We start from the raw sequence: 15,427 nt of genomic DNA, 5'->3' as shown, positions 1-15,427 counted from the left end.
CTTTCTTCACCACCCACAACCAACGCTCCTGAGAGCACCAGTCGCTTCAAACACCAAAGATATTCAGCAGCGAAGCCTGCCAGTGTATGTCATTTTGGGTGCCGAAGCCAACACGAGATGAAAAGAATCTTGCAGTGAGACCGCTCCACAGCTTGCCGCGTCGCTTGATCTCACTGCGCTCCCCAGGCGCGACTCCATTCGCCCCCTTATATATAGGGGCGTACGCTCCCCCAACTAGGGCGCCATCGAGCAACTCCCGCGGCACCCCCATGACAGCAGATACATTCACCAACCTGCATCGGCTCAGCCACCAATGAAAAAGGCCCGACGGACATACGTCCGACGGGCCTTTGAACCAACTCAACTACAGCCGGCCGCTCAGCGCCCGGCCCAGCCTTGCTTAGTAATAGCGCGAGCTGTTCATGCGGCGCATCGCTTCGTACAGCGTGGGCATGCGCACTTCTTGCGAACGACGGTTCATGCGAGCCAGTGCGTCGACCTTGGCGACGGCTTCGACCGACACGACGTCGTCCGACTGCTGGCGCCACACCGCGGCTTGCAGCTCTTGCATGATGCGCGGATCGCTCTGGGCGGTCGCCAAGAAGCGGGCGTCTGCACGCGCTTGCGCACGGCGCTCTGCAGCTTCGCGCCACAGGGTGGCCAGGCTGCTCTTGCGGACCGAGCCGACGAAGAGCGCGAACAAGGCGATGGCGGCGACGCAGAACACGGTCCATGCGGCGAGCAGCGCGCCTTCGTCCCAGTTGGAGACGATCTTGTCGGCGACCACGAGCACGGCGGCCGCGAGGGCCAGCACGAACAGGGCGATCAGCGGACGGGCGCCATGGGCACCGGCACGGGCGGCCTGGATCTGGCCGAAGAGAACTTCGGCGCGACGGACGCCGGGATGTTCGGTGGGTTGGTCAACGTGGACAAAGCTGGTCATGATGCATCCCTCCTGGGGATAAGTGGTAATCAGTGGTGGCGAACAAGGCCGATGCCCTGATATTAGGGATTACCCCAGTGTTCCGCCACTTTATCTTTCTGATGTTTATCATTCATATCGCTGATGGACGTCAATTTCCGCACATTCGACCTCAACCTGCTGCGCGTCTTCGACGAGGTGATGGCAGAGCGCAACCTCACGCGCGCCGCCCGCAACCTCGCGATCACCCAGCCGGCCGTAAGCAACTCGCTGCGCCGCCTGCGCGAATTGCTGGGCGACGAGCTGGTGCGGCGTTCCGGCGCGGGCGTGGAACCCACGCCGCGCGCGCAAGCCCTCTGGCCGACGGTGCGCGACGCCTTGCGCCAGTTGCAGCACACGCTGGCGCCCGGCGAATTCGATGCCGGCACCGCCGACACGACCTTCCTGCTGGCCATGGCCGACGCCACGGCCGCCGAACTCATGCCAGGCCTGGTGAAGATTGCGGAAGAAGAAGCCCCAGCCATCTCGCTGCGCGTGCTGCCGCTGACCACGCGCGACCCGCGCCGCATGCTGGAGCACGAAGAAGTCGACATGGCGATCGGCTACTTTCCCGCCGTGATCGCGAGCCTGGCGGCGCGCGGCCAGTCGGGGGTGGGGGTGCCGTTCGAGACCCAGCGGCTCTACCTGGGCCAATATGTATGCGTGATGCGACGCGGCCATCCGCTGGCCAGCGCACCGCTGACACTCGACAGCTACTGCACAGCGCGGCACCTGCTGGTGAGTTTTTCGGGGCGGCCGTACGGCTTCATCGACCAGACGCTGGGCGCCATGGGGCGCGAGCGGCGGATCGCGGTGACGGTGAACCAGTTCTTCACCGCCGGGCGCGTGGTCGCGAATTCGGACCTGCTGGCGGTGCTGCCGCGTCACTTCGTGAGCGTGACGGGCATCGAGAATCAGCTGGTGGTGCGGGACCTGCCCTTCGACCAGCCGCCGGTGCACGTGGATGCCATCTGGCACCGGCGCGCCCAACATGGGCATTCGCACGAGTGGCTGCGCACGGCGCTGTTGCGCTCGGCGGCCGCGGCGTTCGCGGGCTCGGTCCACGGGCAGGCGTGACCTGCCCTTGGATCCCGGGTGCGCCGCACGGGGCGGCGCGCGTCAGCGAATTACCTGACGACGCTGAGCCAGGCGGAAGCCGCCGCACGCAGCTCCTGCGCGTGGTGCGCACCGCGACCGGCACGGCTGTCGGCGCTTTCCATCAGCGCGGCAGCGTGGCTGGCGGGGGTCTGGCTCGGCGACGAACGGAAGAAACGGGCCACTTGGGCAAGAAGACTGAACATGACGGTGCGCGGCTTGTGGCTGCGACGGGGTTGATTAACGATGGATGTAGATTAAGGGTAATCCCTAGTAAAGCAAGCCCCAGGTTATGCATCTCACGCATAGTGCGATTCACCTAGACTGACCCGACGATGAAGCTGCAACTGCTCTCCGACCTCCACCTGGAATCCCACCCCAACTTTCATGCCGACCCCATCCCGGGCGCCGACCTGCTGGTGCTCGGGGGCGACATCGGCTCCTACCAGGAAGGCTCCCGCCTGACGGACACCGATTTCGGCCTGGGCCGCTTCTCGCCGCGCAAGGGCTGGCCGACGCCGGTGGTCTACGTGCCGGGCAACCACGAGTACGACAACCTCGACTTCGACGCGACGCATGCGCGCCTGCGGGCGCTGTGCGACGAGCTCGGCATCCTCTGGCTGGAGCGCGAGACGCTGGTCATCGAAGGCATCCGCTTCATCGGCACCACGCTGTGGGCCGATTTCGACGCGCTGGTCGAGCCCCGCGACGGCCTCGCCGAGGCGCTCAAGAAGCGCGGCAAGGCGATGCGCGCGGCCGATTTCTACCTCGAGAAGATGGCCGGCACGCGCAACGGAAAGCCCTTCATGTCGGCCGAAATGAGAGAGCAAGCGCTCACCTGCCAGGCCTGGTTGCGTGATGCGCTGGCCCAGCCTTACGACGGCACGACAGTGGCCATCACCCATTTCGCGCCCAGCCTCGCCAGCGCCGATCCGCGCTACGGACTCACCCCCGGCACCGCGGGCTTTTGCAATTCGCTCGACGAGCTGCTGCCGCACGCGCAGCTGTGGCTGCACGGCCACCTGCATTGCCCGTTCGACTATGTGAAGGACGGTTGCCGCGTGGTCGCCAACCCGCTGGGCTACCGCAGCAACGGCGAGCAAGAGGGCTACCAGCCCCAGCTGCTGATCGAGATCCGCTGACCGGCCGCTTCACCGCTCAGGCGGTGCGCCCCTTGGCCACGAGCCGGATGCCCGGCATGAGCTCGGCCGCGAGTTCGGGCCGCTCCAGCGCGTAGTCGAGGTTCATGCGCGCGATCTCGACGTGCTCCTCGCCGAGCGCCTGGGCGCGCGAGCCCTGGCCACGCTCGATGGCCTGCACCATCGCGTGGTGCGTGCGGTGCGCCTGGCGCATCCACTGCTGGCCCTCCTCCATCGACGACTGCATGGGCAGCATCGCGCTGGGCGCGGCAAAGGGCTGGCCGCCGAGCATGTCCATCACGCGCTTGAGCGCGAGGTTGCCGCAGCCTTCGAGGATCAGCCGGTGGAAGCGGTCGTTCATCTCGACGTACGCGGCGTAGTCGTCGATCTCCATGCTGGGTTTGTTGACGGCGCGGTCGCCGTCTTCCAGGCAGTCCTTCAGGTCGCGCAGCAGCTGGCGCGACACGCCGTCTTCCGCCAGCAGGCGGGCGGCAAAGCCCTCGATCACACCGCGCACGCGGATGGCGTCGGCCACTTCCTGCGAGGTGAAGCGGCGCATCTGGTAGCCGCCGCTGGGCGACTGCTCGATCAGGCCTTCGTGCTCGAGGCTGGCCAGCGCCAGACGCACCGGCGTGCGCGAGGCCCCGAGCTTCTCGGCCAGCGGGATCTCGGCCAGCCGCTCTCCGGGCACGAATTCGCCCTTGAGGATCAGGTCGCGCAGTTGCACGAGCACGCGGGATTGTTGGGAGTCCATCGGGAGGCGCCAGGGCAACAAGGAGAGGGATGAATGGGCGGATTCTAGGAGACCCGCCCGCCACTGCACGCAGCATAGCTAAACGGGCGCGGTTGTTGCATGCACTGCAAATAGAAGTGTGTCAAAAACACACAATCACCTCAGAGTTAACCCTATATATGGCCGCTTCAAGCCCCAAAACAGGGCGAACCGGCCGATGAAAGTTTGACCTTTGTCAAAAATCACCAAGACAATGCATACAACTGCATGCAATGCCTGCAGGCCTTCTGACAAAGACCTCTCGATGGAGCCCGCACGATGATCAGCGCCGAGCAAAACGATTTCATCACCCGCGTCGGACCCGGCGCGCCCGCCGGCAAGCTGCTGCGCCGCTACTGGCAGCCGGTGGCCCTGGCCGACGAACTGGCGGGCCCGCGCCCGGTCAAGCCCGTGAAGCTCATGGGCCAGGACTTCGTGCTGTTCCGCGACGAGAGCGGCCAGCTCGGCATGCTCGACCGCGACTGCCCGCACCGCGGTGCCGACCTGGCCTTCGGCCGGCTGGAAAACGGCGGCATCCGCTGCGCCTTCCACGGCTGGCTGTTCGACGCCAAGGGCAACTGCCTGGAGACCCCGGCCGAGCCCGCCACCAGCAAGCTGTGCAGCCGCATCAAGCAGTCGGCCTACCCGGTGGTCGAGAAGGCCGGCATCGTCTTCGCGTACATCGGCGAGGGCGAGCCCCCGGCCTTCCCCGACTTCGACTGCTTCGTCGCGCCCGACACCCACACCTTCGCGTTCAAGGGCCTGTTCGAATGCAACTGGCTGCAGGCGCTCGAGGTGGGCATCGACCCCGCGCACGCCTCGTACCTGCACCGCTTCTTCGAGGACGAAGACACCTCCGAGAGCTACGGCAAGCAGTTCCGCGGCGCCTCGGCCGACTCCGACATGCCCATCACCAAGGTGCTGCGCGAGTACGACCGCCCCGACATCAGCGTGGAGCCCACCGACTACGGCTTCCGCCTGAAGGCGCTGCGCAAGCTGTCGGAAGACACCACCCACGTGCGCGTGACCAACGTGGTGTTCCCGCAGGCCTTCGTGATCCCGATGAGCGCCGAGATGACGATCTCGCAGTGGCACGTGCCCGTGGACGACACGCACTGCTACTGGTATGCCGTGTTCACGAGCTTCACCGGCCCGGTCGACAAACAGCAGATGCGCGACCAGCGCCTGAAGCTGTACGAGCTGCCCGACTACACCTCGCGCAAGAACAAGCGCAACAACTACGGCTACAGCATCGAGGAGCAGCTGACCGAAACCTACACAGGCATGGGCGACGACATCAACGTGCACGACCAGTGGGCGGTGGAGTCGCAAGGCGCCATCCAGGACCGCACGCGCGAGCACCTGGGCAGCACCGACAAGGGCATCATTGCCTACCGCCGCGTGCTGGTGAAGGCCATCGAGGCCACGCTCGCCGGCGAAACCGCGCCGATGCTCATCGACGCCGCGCAGGCCAGCGCCATGACCGGCCCGCCGTCGATCGACGGCATCGGCAAGGTCGTCGATGAAGCCGCCACCGAGGCCTACTGGCAGGACGCCGACCGCGCGCGCCGCCTGAAGTCCGACTGGGCGTCTGCACGCCTGGCCGCAGCTGCTGCCGCTGCCTGAGCACGCGCCATGAACAGCCACACCTTCGTCGACCGCTTCGGTCTCTGGTCGGCCGACCAGCATGCGCAGGCGCGCGAACTCGTGCGCCGCATCGACAGCGGCGAGGTGGACACCGTCCGCTTCGCCTGGCCCGACCAGCACGGCCTGCTGCGCGGCAAGACCCTGGTCGCGGGCGAGGCGCGCTCGGCCCTGTGGGAGGGCGTGAACCTCACCTCCACCCTGCTGGCCAAGGACACCTCGCACAAGACCGTGTTCCCCGTGTTCACGCAGGGCGGCGGCTTCGCCATCGAGGGCCTGCAGGGCGGCGCCGACTTCACCATCGTGGCCGACCCCGCCACCTTCAAGGTGCTGCCCTGGGCGCCGCGCACCGGCTGGATCCTGTGCGACGCCTACATGGCCGACGGTCGGCCCTGCCCCTTCGCGACGCGGCAGATCCTGCAGCGAGCGGTGGCGCAGCTCGACGAACTCGGGCTGGACTTCATCGCCGGCCTCGAGGTCGAGTTCCACGTCTTCAAGCTCGAAGACGCGCGCATGGGCCTGGCCGACTCGGGCCAGCCCGGCGAACCGCCGCGCGTGTCGCTGTTGTCGCACGGCCACCAGTACCTGACCGAGCTGCGCTACGACCGCGTCGACGGCCTCATGGAGCTGCTGCGCTCGCAGCTCGTGGCGCTCGGCCTGCCGCTGCGCTCGCTGGAGATCGAGTTCGGCCCGAGCCAGTTCGAGCTCACCTTCGGCCCCACGGCCGGCGTGACGCCCGCCGACACCATGGTGCTGCTGCGCAGCGCCATCAAGCAGATCTGCCAGCGCGCCGGACTGCACGCCACCTTCATGTGCCGCCCGAAGATCCCGAACGTGATGTCCAGCGGCTGGCACCTGCACCAGTCGCTGCGCCGCAAGAGCGACGGCGTGAACGCCTTCATGCCCGAGCCCGGCGGGCGCGACCTCAGCGAGATCGGCATGCACTACCTCGGCGGCCTGAAGGCGCACGCCTGCGGCGCGGCGGCACTGGCCAGCCCGACGATCAACGGCTACCGCCGCTACCGCCCCTTCTCGCTCGCGCCCGACCGCGCGATCTGGGCGCGCGACAACCGCGGCGCGATGCTGCGCGTGCTCGGCGGCCCGGGGCAGAACGCCTCGCGCATCGAGAACCGCGTGGGCGAGCCGACGGCCAACCCGTACCTGTACCTCGCGTCGCAGCTGTTCTCGGGGCTGGACGGCATCCGCCACCAGACCGACCCCGGTCCCTCGGCCGATGCGCCGTACGAAACACCGGCAGAGCAACTGCCCCGTTCGCTGAGCGACGCCCTCGCCTGCCTGCGCCGCGACGAGATGCTCAACGCGCAGATGGGCAAGACCTTCGTCGACTACCTGTGCCACATCAAGGAAGCGGAAATCGCCCGCTTCAACCTCGAAGTCAGCGAGTGGGAACACCGCGAGTACTTCGACATGTTCTGAGCCCTTCTTTCATGCCCACGATCCACTACATCCTCAAGGACGGCACCACGCGCGAGGTCGACGCCAAGGTCGGCGCCAGCGTGATGGAGACCGCCATCCGCGGCAACGTGCGCGGCATCGACGCCGAGTGCGGCGGCTGCTGCTCGTGCGCGACCTGCCACGTCTACGTCGACGACGCGTTCCTCGAGTTGCTGCCGCCGCCCGACGACATGGAAAGCGCGCTGCTCGATGCCGTCGCGTCCGAGCGCCGGCCCGGTTCGCGCCTGAGTTGCCAGCTCAGCGTGAGCGCCGCCCTCGATGGCCTCACGGTGCGTGTGCCCGATACACAGGTCTGACCAACGCGTCGGGCATCATCGCCCGCTGCCAAACATCCGGTTACAAGCCAGCGGCGCCCGCGCGGCGCATTCCACTCCCACTGAAAGGCGTTTTTTCATGACGACGACGATGACCAAGCGAACCCTCCTCTCGACCCTGCTGCTCGCCGGCCTCGGCATGGCGGGTGCCGCTCAAGCCCAGACCACGGAGCCGCTGCGCATCGGCCTCATCGCGACCTACTCCGGCCCCTACGCCGACTACGGCCGCCAGTTCGACGCCGGCATCGCGCTGTACCTGAAGGAGCACGGCGGCAAGGTGGGCGGTCGCACCGTCGAGATCATCAAGAAGGACACCGCCGGTCCCGCGCCCGACGCCGCCAAGCGCATCGCGCAGGAACTCATCGTGCGCGACAAGGTGAGCATCCTCACCGGCCTGGACTTCAGCCCCAACGCCTACGCCGTGGGCGCCATCGCCACGCAGGCCAAGATCCCCACGCTGGTGATGAACGCCGCCTCCTCGGCCATCACCACCAGCTCGCCCTACGTGGCGCGCCTGTCGTTCACTGTGCAGCAGGTCACCGACCCGATGGCGCGCTACATGCTCAAGCAGGGCGTGAAGGACGCCTACACCGTGGTCGCCGACTACGCCTCGGGCGTCGATGCCGAGACCGCGTTCAAGAAGGCCTTCACCGCCGGCGGCGGCAAGGTCTCGGGCGAGGTGCGCACGCCGATGAACAACCCCGACTTCTCGGCCTACGTGCAGCGCATCAAGGACGCCAAGCCCCAGGCCGTGTTCTTCTTCTTCCCCTCGGGCGTGATGCCGCCGGCCTTCCTCAAGGTGTGGAAGGAGCGCGGCATGGAGCAGGCCGGCATCAAGCTCTTTGCCACCGGCGAAGCCACCGACGACAGCTACCTGGACGCCACCGGCGACGTGGCGCTGGGCCTCGTGACCAGCCACCACTACTCGTTCGCGCACAACTCGCCGAAGAACCAGAAGTTCGTGAAGGACTTCGCCGCCGACAACGGCGCCAAGCTGCGCCCCAGCTACTTCGCCGTGACCGCCTACGACACCATGGCCGCCATCGACCTCGCACTGGCCAAGACCAAGGGCGACACCGGCGGCGACAAGTTCATGGACGCGCTCAAGGGCCTGAGCTTCGAGAGCCCGCGCGGCCCGATCGAGATCGACGCCGCCACGCGCGACATCGTGCAGACCGTCTACATCCGCAAGACCGAGCGCGCCAACGGCCAGCTGGTGAACGTGGAGTTCGACAAGTTCGAGCGCGTCAAGGACCCGGCCAAGGAAGCCGCTCCCAAGTAAGCCAACGCCAGCCAGCACTCAGCAAGCAGGAAATTCATGGGCATCGTGATCTTCGATGGAGTGGCCTACGGCATGCTCCTGTTTCTCATCGGCGTGGGCCTGTCCATCACGATGGGACTCATGAATTTCGTCAACCTCGCGCACGGCAGTTTCGCGATGGTGGGCGGCTACGCGGCCAGCGTGCTCATGAACCAGTGGGGCCTGGGCTTCGGGCTCTCGCTGGCGGCGGCCTTCGTGGCGGCGGCCGTGGTGGGCGCGGTGCTGGAGTTCGTGTTCTACCGGCGGCTGTACCGCGCGCACCCGCTGGACCAGGTGCTGCTGTCGATCGGCGTGGTGTTCGTCTCGATCGCCGCCTTCACCTACTTCTTCGGCCCGACGATGCAGCCCTTCACGCTGCCGAAGGCACTCGAAGGCCAGGTGTCGTTGCTCGGCCTCGAAGTGGGCCGCTACCGCCTGTTCCTGATCGGCTGCGGCGTGGCCGTGCTGGTCGCGCTGCTGCTGGGCCTGGGCAAGACGCGCTACGGCGCCATGGTGCGCGCCGCCGTCGACAACCAGCGCGTGGCGGGCGGCACGGGCATCCACGTGCAGCGCCTGTTCTTCCTGACCTTCTCGCTGGGCTGCGGCCTGGCGGGCCTGGGCGGCGCGCTGAGCCTGGGCATGCTGGGGCTGGAGCCGTCGTTCCCGCTCAAGTACCTCGTCTACTTCCTGATGGTGGTGTGCGTGGGCGGTGCGGGCACCGTCACCGGTCCCTTCATCGCGGCGCTGCTGGTCGGCATCGTCGACGTGGCGGGCAAGTACTACCTGCCTGAAACGGGCGCCTTTCTCATCTACGTGTTCATGATCGTCATGCTGCTGGTGCGCCCGAACGGCATCGTCGCCAAGAAGGGGCTCGCATGAAGCCGCTGAGCCTGTCCCCCGCGCAACTGCGCGCGGCCGAAATCGCCTTCTGGCTCGCGCTCGCCTCGAGCTTCTTCCTCTTGCCCGACACGCTCACGCTGATGAGCCAGATCATGATCTTCGGGCTCTTCGCCGTGTCGCTGGACATGGCGCTGGGCTACGCGGGCATCCTCACCGTGGGCCATGCCGCCTTCTTCGGCGCGGGCGCCTATGCGGCCGGCCTGCTCGCCAAGTACGGCTGGAGCGAGCCCTTCACCGGTCTGGCGTTCGCGCTCGCCGTGTGCGGCCTGCTGGGCTACGTGCTGAGCTACCTCGTGGTGCGCGGCGCCGACCTCACGCGGCTGATGATCACCATCGGCGTGTGCGTGCTGCTGTTCGAGCTGGCCAACCGGCTCTCGGGCATCACGGGCGGCACCGATGGCCTGCAGGGCGTGGTGATCGCGCCGGTGCTGGGCCTGTTCGACTTCGACCTCTACGGCAAGACCGCGTTCGGCTATGCCTTCGGCGTGGTGCTCGCGATGTTCCTGCTGGTGCGGCTGGTGCTGCGCTCGCCCTTCGGCCTGGCGCTGCGCGGCATCCACGACAGCCGCAAGCGCATGACGGCCATCGGCTCGCCGGTGGAAGCACGCCTGCGCATGGCCTACGCGATGTCGGCCGCCGTGGCCGGCGTGGCGGGCGCGCTGCTGGCGCAGACCACGCAGTTCGTCGGCATCGAATCGATCAGCTTCAACCGCTCGGCCGAAGTGCTGATCATCCTCGTGCTCGGCGGCACCGGGCGGCTGTATGGCGGCCTCATCGGCGCCATCGTCTACATGCTGGTGCACGACTGGTTCGCCGACATGAACCCGCAGTACTGGATGTTCTGGCTCGGCATCTTCCTGATCGCGGCCGTCATGCTCGGACGCGGCGGCATCATGGGCGCGCTCTCGCGCGTGGTGCGCACGGGGAAGGCGCGATGAGTACGACCACCACCACGCACGCCTTGCGCACGCAGAACCTGGGCATCCGCTTCGGCGCCTTCCAGGCCGTGAGCGACGTCAACCTGTCGCTGGAACCCGGTGCGCGGCAGGCACTGATCGGCCCCAACGGCGCCGGCAAGACCACGCTCATCAACCTGCTCACGGGCGTGTTCAAGCCCACCAGCGGATCGATCCGCCTGGGCGAGCGCGACATCACGCGCCTGCCCGGCGACAAGCGCGCCCGCATGGGGCTGGCGCGCACCTTCCAGATCAACACGCTGTTCCCCAGCCTCACGCCGCTGCTGTCGGTGGTGCTCGCGATCAGCGAGCGCGAAGGGCTGGGCGCCACCTGGTGGCGGCCGCTCAAGGGCTGCACCGCCGTGTTCGACGAGGCGCATGCGCTGCTCGCCACGCTGAAGCTCGACGCCCTGGCCGACATGCCCGTGGCCGAGCTGGCCTACGGCAAGCAGCGGCTGCTCGAGATCGCGCTGGCGCTCGCCGCCAAGCCCCGCATCCTGCTGCTCGACGAGCCCGCCGCCGGCGTGCCGGAGGACGAGAGCGGCGAACTCTTCGAAGCCATCGCGGCGCTGCCGGCCGACATCAGCGTGCTCTTCATCGAGCACGACATGAAGCTCGTGTTCCGCTTCGCGCGCCGCATCTCGGTGCTGGTGGGCGGACGCATCCTCACCGAAGGCACGCCCGCCGAGATCGGCGCCGACCCGCGCGTGCGCGAGGTCTACCTGGGAAGCTCGCACCACCATGGCTGACACCGCAACCGCCGCCCTCGCCTTCGACCGCGTCACCGCCGGCTACGGCAACGCCGTGGTCCTCGATCGCCTCGACTTCTCGCTGCGGCCCGGCGAAAGCCTGGCCATCCTCGGGCGCAACGGCGTGGGCAAGACCACGCTGCTCGAAACGCTGATGGGCAACACCCGCGTGATGCAGGGCGCGATCCGCTGGCAGGGCGCCGACATCACGCGCTGGCCCGCGCACCAGCGCGTGCGCGCGGGACTGGGCTGGGTGCCGCAGGAGCGCGAGGTGTTCCCCTCGCTCACGGTGGAAGAAAACCTCACGGTGATCGCCCGCCCCGGCAGCTGGACCTTGCAGCGCGTCTACGAATTCTTTCCGCGCCTGCGCGAGCGGCGCGGCAACTACGGCAACCAGCTCTCGGGCGGCGAGCAGCAGATGCTGGCCATCGGCCGCGCGCTCATGACCAACCCGAAGCTGCTGCTGCTCGACGAGCCGATGGAAGGCCTCGCGCCGATCATCGTGGAGGAGCTGGCGGCGGCGATCCGGCGCCTGTGCGAATCGGAAGGCCTGGCCTCGATCGTGGTGGAGCAGCACCCGGTGCTGGCCCTGGACATGACGCACCAGGCGATCGTGCTGGAGCGCGGCACCGTCGTGCATGCCGGCCCGAGCGCGGCGCTGGCGGCCGACAAAGAGCTGCTCGAAGGTTTGCTGGGCGTCGGCATCGCCGAGGCGCCAGCCGGCTGAGCCCTCGCCTCACGCCAGGCCGATCCGCCGGGCCCGCACGAAGAAACGCCACGACGCCAGTCCGCCGGCGATGAGGCTCACGCCCCACGACAGCCACACGCAGGTGTAGAGGATGAAGGCCAGGCCGACGTCCACCACGGGCGCCAGGAAGGTCGTGTCCTTGCCGAACAGCACGTGGGTGCCCAGGCCCCACCACACGGTGTACGGCAGCACGGCCAGGCACAGGCCGTAGACGAGGCTGGCCGTCAGCGGGCCGAGGTGCTCGCGCAGCACGGCCCAGCGCACGAGGAAGAACAGGGCCAGGTCCAGCAGCACCAGGGCCAGCAGGCCGAGGCCCAGGATGAGTTCGAGGGTCATGGCCGCACTGTAAGCACGCCGGCCCGCGACAGGGCCACGCGTGTGCCGGCGTACCGGCAGGCGCTACCGCACGCCGCAGCGCGCGGTACGCCTCACCGGCATCAGCTCAGCATCTGCCCGCGGCTGCCGATCACGGCCACGTCCACGAACTGGCCGCCTTCGCGGTTGGAGCGGCCGTAGTTGATCTTCACGCCACCGAGGTCGAAGTTCTCGATGCTCGCCATGCCGCCGAGCACGGCGGCGCGCGTCGGCGCGGGGCCGGCGCGGCGCAGGCCCTCGGCCAGCACGGCGGCGTTCATGTAGCCCTCCAGGCTGGTCAGCGAAAAGTCCTTGGTGCCGTTGGCCACCATGTCGGCCTGGTAGCGGCGCACGATCTCGAACTTGGTCGAGTACGGCGACGGCACCACGATCACGAAACCCAGGCCGCGTGCCAGGTCGCCCATGGCCGACAGCGCGCTGGCCGTGATCGACAGCCCGTAGGCCGAGCTGCTGTTGCCCGCGCCGCGCAGCGCCTTCAAAAACACCGGCGCCGTGCCGGCCAGGCCGACCACCACCACCTGCGGCTTGGCCTTGGCGATGGCCTCGGCGGCCGGGCCCACTTCCATGCTCGTGGTGTTGGGCGTGGTGGCGATCACCGCCGGCTCCAGCTTGGCCTTGGCCAGCGCGTTCTTGAACGCCGCCAGCACCGACTGGCCCAGCGGGTCGTTCGAATGCACGAGGCCGATGCGGGTCTGGCCCAGCACGGCGGCCGTGCTCACCAGCTTGTCGACCTCCTGGTCGTAGTTGGCGCGCACCCAGAAGGTGTTGGGCGAGGTCTTCTTGCGCAGCGCGATGGTGCCGGTGATCGGGCCGACCACGGCCATGCCGGGCACCGCATCCATCACCTCGGCGGTCTGGCGCGTGCCCAGCGGGTGCACCAGCGCGAGCACCGAGCCGTCTTTTTCGAAGGCCAGCGCGTTGGCCTTGGCCACCTCGGGCTTGAAGGTGTCGTCGGCCATCACGAGCTCGACCTTGCTGCCGTGGATGCCGCCGGCCTTGTTCAGCGCGTTGAAGAACGCGGTGGAGCCCTGGTACAGCCCCTGGCCGTTGGCCTTTTCGACGCTGCTGTTGTCGAAGGTCGTCCCGATGCGGATCGCACGGTTCTGCGCGAACGCCGGAAATCCCAGCCCGACGCCGGCCGCGGCGGCCGTCGTGGCGGCCAGCCCGGAAAGGGCGCGGCGGCGGCTGGTGGAAAGCGGCGCGGTCGACTCGCGCGGCACGGGGACGGTCATGATCAAAGCCTCCAATAGTCGGTGACAAAAGTTCACATTTCAAACAGAAATGTAACGCACCTCACTGGATCGGTCATGACAAACCCTAGAGCAGCTCCTCGCCCACGATGGGTAAAAGCAGCCAGTTCTTGAAGCGCAGCCAGAGGAATTCCCCCGGTTCGTCCTCGTGCACGATGTCGCCGCCGGCGTCGTCGTATTCGAGCCACTGCACGCGCCGCCCGCCCGGCGCGAGCCGCAGCCGGTAGCCCAGGTTGACGCGCTCGCCGTTCATGAGCTTGTCGTAGTCCTGCACCAGCCGCGGGCTGTCGATCACCAGCCCCATCTCGGTGTTGACGGCGGCCGAGCGGTGGTCGAGGTTCATCGAGCCGACGAAGAAGCGCTCGTCGTCCACGATGGCCAGCTTGGCGTGCAGCCGGCTGATCGACTTGCCGAAATCGCCGAAGCGCCCCGAACGCCCGGTGAGCGTGGGCGCGATCTCGTAGATGGTCACGCCGATCTTCAGCATGTCGGCGCGGTAGCGCTCGTAGCCCGCATAGGCCAGCGGTTCGTCGGTGGCGCCCAGCGAATTGGTGACCACCGTGATGCGGCCGCCGCGCTCGATGGTCGCCTTCATCATCGCCATGCCCCGCGCGCCCGGAATGAAGTACGGCGAGCCGATCTTGACCTCGTGCTTCGCCGCCTGGATCACGCCGAGCGCGCCCTCGGTCACGCTGCCGCCGTAGGCCGCCTCGGCCTTGCGCGTGATCTTGTCGGGGTCGTCCACGAACAGCGTGGCCGGGGCCCAGTAGCGGTCGATGCGGCCGGTGGTGAGCTGCTCGCCGAGCGGCGACTTGTTCAGGATGTCGCGCTGGCGCATGGGCACGTCGGGCACGGCCGCGCGCGCCAGGGTGTCGAAGCGCCGCTGGGCTTCTTCCATCGGCAGGCGCCGCGGCGCGATGCGCTCGATGGGCCAGGCGTGCTCGCTGTTCCAGTAGCGGTCGAAGCCCTCGGACATGCGGCGCACGATCGGCCCGCTGGACAGCACGTCCATGTCGATGAAGTTCGCCGCCGTGCTGCGCATGAAGTACTCGTTGGCGATGTTGCGCCCGCCCGAGACCGCGAAGCTGTTGTCGGCCACCAGCAGCTTGTTGTGCATGCGGTGGTTGATGCGCCCGAAGTCGCCCAGCGAGAACAGCAGCCGCGCGGCCAGCGAGCCGGCGCGCGAGGGCAGCGGGTTGAACAGCCGCACCTCGATGTTCGGGAAGGCCGAGAGGCTGCTGAACACCTCGTCCTCGCCCGCCGTGTACAGGTCGTCCACCAGCAGCCGCACGCGCACGCCGCGCGCGGCGGCCTCGCGCAGCTCCTTGAGGAACAGCAGGCCGACGTCGTCGTTGCTGATCAGGTAGTACTGCACGTCGAGCGACTTCTGCGCATGCCGCGCCAGCGAGATGCGCGCGTCGAACGCGAACGCCGCCTCGGGCAGCAGCCGGAAGCCCGACAGCCCCGCCGCCCCGCCCTGCGGCGCGTCCTGGGCGGCCAGCCGGCCCAGGTCGGTGTCGGCCACGTCGGTGATCGCGCTTGTGAGCACCGGGTGCGGCTGCGGCGGCGGCAGGCTGGCGCAGCCCGCGAGCCAGGCGAGGGCCAGCCCGCTCGACACCAGGGCGACGAAGCGACGGAGGCGGGACACGGCGGCGGCCATGGGTCGCACTGTAGCGCCGCAGAGCCCGGCCGGGGCGGCATGCCGCCCTATGATCAACGGCACACACGGCAGCCAACGAAAAGAAGGA

General features: G+C 68.1%; 16 protein-coding genes. 10 read left to right on the top strand and 6 right to left on the bottom strand.

The annotated features are described in order from the left end of the window. Nucleotides 1–400: 400 nt before the first annotated feature. Entirely contained in the window at nt 401–943 is a 543-nt protein-coding gene (locus AC1RAA_RS30750) for a hypothetical protein (protein WP_159274334.1), read from the bottom strand. Between the two features lie 123 nt (nt 944–1,066). Here AC1RAA_RS30750 and AC1RAA_RS30745 point away from each other — a divergent pair, with 123 nt between their 5' ends. Further along, the gene (locus tag AC1RAA_RS30745; protein ID WP_062470498.1) at nt 1,067–2,038 is read left to right on the top strand and encodes a LysR family transcriptional regulator; all 972 of its coding nucleotides are present in this window, start codon (nt 1,067–1,069) and stop codon (nt 2,036–2,038) included. A 50-nt stretch (nt 2,039–2,088) separates the two neighbouring features. On the opposite strand, the gene AC1RAA_RS30740 is transcribed toward AC1RAA_RS30745, so the two are convergent. Then, on the bottom strand, nt 2,089–2,262 hold the full coding sequence (locus tag AC1RAA_RS30740; protein WP_167394953.1) for a hypothetical protein: 174 nt from the start codon (nt 2,260–2,262) through the stop codon (nt 2,089–2,091). Nucleotides 2,263–2,391: 129 nt separating this feature from the next. Between AC1RAA_RS30740 and AC1RAA_RS30735 the strand changes: the two genes are divergently transcribed. After that, nucleotides 2,392–3,198, top strand: a complete 807-nt coding sequence (locus AC1RAA_RS30735) for a metallophosphoesterase (RefSeq protein WP_095743129.1) — start codon at nt 2,392–2,394, stop codon at nt 3,196–3,198. A 16-nt stretch (nt 3,199–3,214) separates the two neighbouring features. Here the strand turns inward: AC1RAA_RS30735 and AC1RAA_RS30730 are convergent, their stop codons facing one another. Continuing rightward, nucleotides 3,215–3,949 carry a GntR family transcriptional regulator gene (locus tag AC1RAA_RS30730; protein ID WP_062470492.1) on the bottom strand — a complete coding sequence of 245 codons (735 nt, stop codon included), beginning with the start codon at nt 3,947–3,949 and terminating at the stop codon, nt 3,215–3,217. A gap of 297 nt (nt 3,950–4,246) precedes the next feature. On the opposite strand from AC1RAA_RS30730, the gene AC1RAA_RS30725 reads away from it, so the two are divergent. The 8 genes from AC1RAA_RS30725 (at nt 4,247) to AC1RAA_RS30690 (ending at nt 12,033) form a co-directional block, all read left to right on the top strand. Further along, nucleotides 4,247–5,593, top strand: a complete 1,347-nt coding sequence (locus AC1RAA_RS30725; protein WP_492729862.1) for an aromatic ring-hydroxylating dioxygenase subunit alpha — start codon at nt 4,247–4,249, stop codon at nt 5,591–5,593. Between the two features lie 9 nt (nt 5,594–5,602). Continuing rightward, nucleotides 5,603–7,048, top strand: a complete 1,446-nt coding sequence (locus AC1RAA_RS30720; protein WP_492729866.1) for a glutamine synthetase family protein — start codon at nt 5,603–5,605, stop codon at nt 7,046–7,048. Between the two features lie 11 nt (nt 7,049–7,059). Beyond that, a complete protein-coding gene (locus tag AC1RAA_RS30715) occupies nt 7,060–7,383 on the top strand; it encodes a 2Fe-2S iron-sulfur cluster-binding protein (RefSeq protein WP_062470484.1) in 324 nt (107 codons plus the stop codon). A gap of 97 nt (nt 7,384–7,480) precedes the next feature. Beyond that, entirely contained in the window at nt 7,481–8,683 is a 1,203-nt protein-coding gene (locus AC1RAA_RS30710; protein WP_307696758.1) for an ABC transporter substrate-binding protein, read from the top strand. A 36-nt stretch (nt 8,684–8,719) separates the two neighbouring features. Continuing rightward, nucleotides 8,720–9,580: a branched-chain amino acid ABC transporter permease gene (locus AC1RAA_RS30705; RefSeq protein WP_062470478.1), complete on the top strand. Its 861-nt coding sequence runs from the start codon at nt 8,720–8,722 to the stop codon at nt 9,578–9,580. Further along, the gene (locus AC1RAA_RS30700; RefSeq protein WP_492729873.1) at nt 9,577–10,539 is read left to right on the top strand and encodes a branched-chain amino acid ABC transporter permease; all 963 of its coding nucleotides are present in this window, start codon (nt 9,577–9,579) and stop codon (nt 10,537–10,539) included. The genes AC1RAA_RS30705 and AC1RAA_RS30700 overlap by 4 nt, the downstream gene beginning before the upstream one ends. Continuing rightward, nucleotides 10,536–11,306: an ABC transporter ATP-binding protein gene (locus tag AC1RAA_RS30695; RefSeq protein ID WP_492729875.1), complete on the top strand. Its 771-nt coding sequence runs from the start codon at nt 10,536–10,538 to the stop codon at nt 11,304–11,306. Before AC1RAA_RS30700 ends, AC1RAA_RS30695 begins: the two co-directional genes overlap by 4 nt. After that, entirely contained in the window at nt 11,299–12,033 is a 735-nt protein-coding gene (locus tag AC1RAA_RS30690) for an ABC transporter ATP-binding protein (RefSeq protein ID WP_095743123.1), read from the top strand. The genes AC1RAA_RS30695 and AC1RAA_RS30690 overlap by 8 nt, the downstream gene beginning before the upstream one ends. A 9-nt stretch (nt 12,034–12,042) precedes the next feature. Here AC1RAA_RS30690 and AC1RAA_RS30685 read toward each other — a convergent pair whose 3' ends face one another. From AC1RAA_RS30685 to AC1RAA_RS30675, 3 genes are all read right to left on the bottom strand, one after another. Beyond that, on the bottom strand, nt 12,043–12,390 hold the full coding sequence (locus AC1RAA_RS30685; RefSeq protein ID WP_492729878.1) for a hypothetical protein: 348 nt from the start codon (nt 12,388–12,390) through the stop codon (nt 12,043–12,045). Between the two features lie 101 nt (nt 12,391–12,491). After that, nucleotides 12,492–13,661, bottom strand: coding sequence for an ABC transporter substrate-binding protein (locus tag AC1RAA_RS30680; RefSeq protein ID WP_095747388.1), 1,170 nt, complete (start codon nt 13,659–13,661; stop codon nt 12,492–12,494). An 85-nt stretch (nt 13,662–13,746) separates the two neighbouring features. Next, nucleotides 13,747–15,327, bottom strand: a complete 1,581-nt coding sequence (locus AC1RAA_RS30675; protein WP_492729880.1) for a phospholipase D family protein — start codon at nt 15,325–15,327, stop codon at nt 13,747–13,749. Nucleotides 15,328–15,427: the final 100 nt, after the last annotated feature.

The organism is Variovorax sp. GW823-FHT04F07 (genome assembly GCF_058795995.1).
Note: the sequence above shows the minus strand (reverse complement) of the source record. Positions and strands in the feature narration are given on the sequence as shown.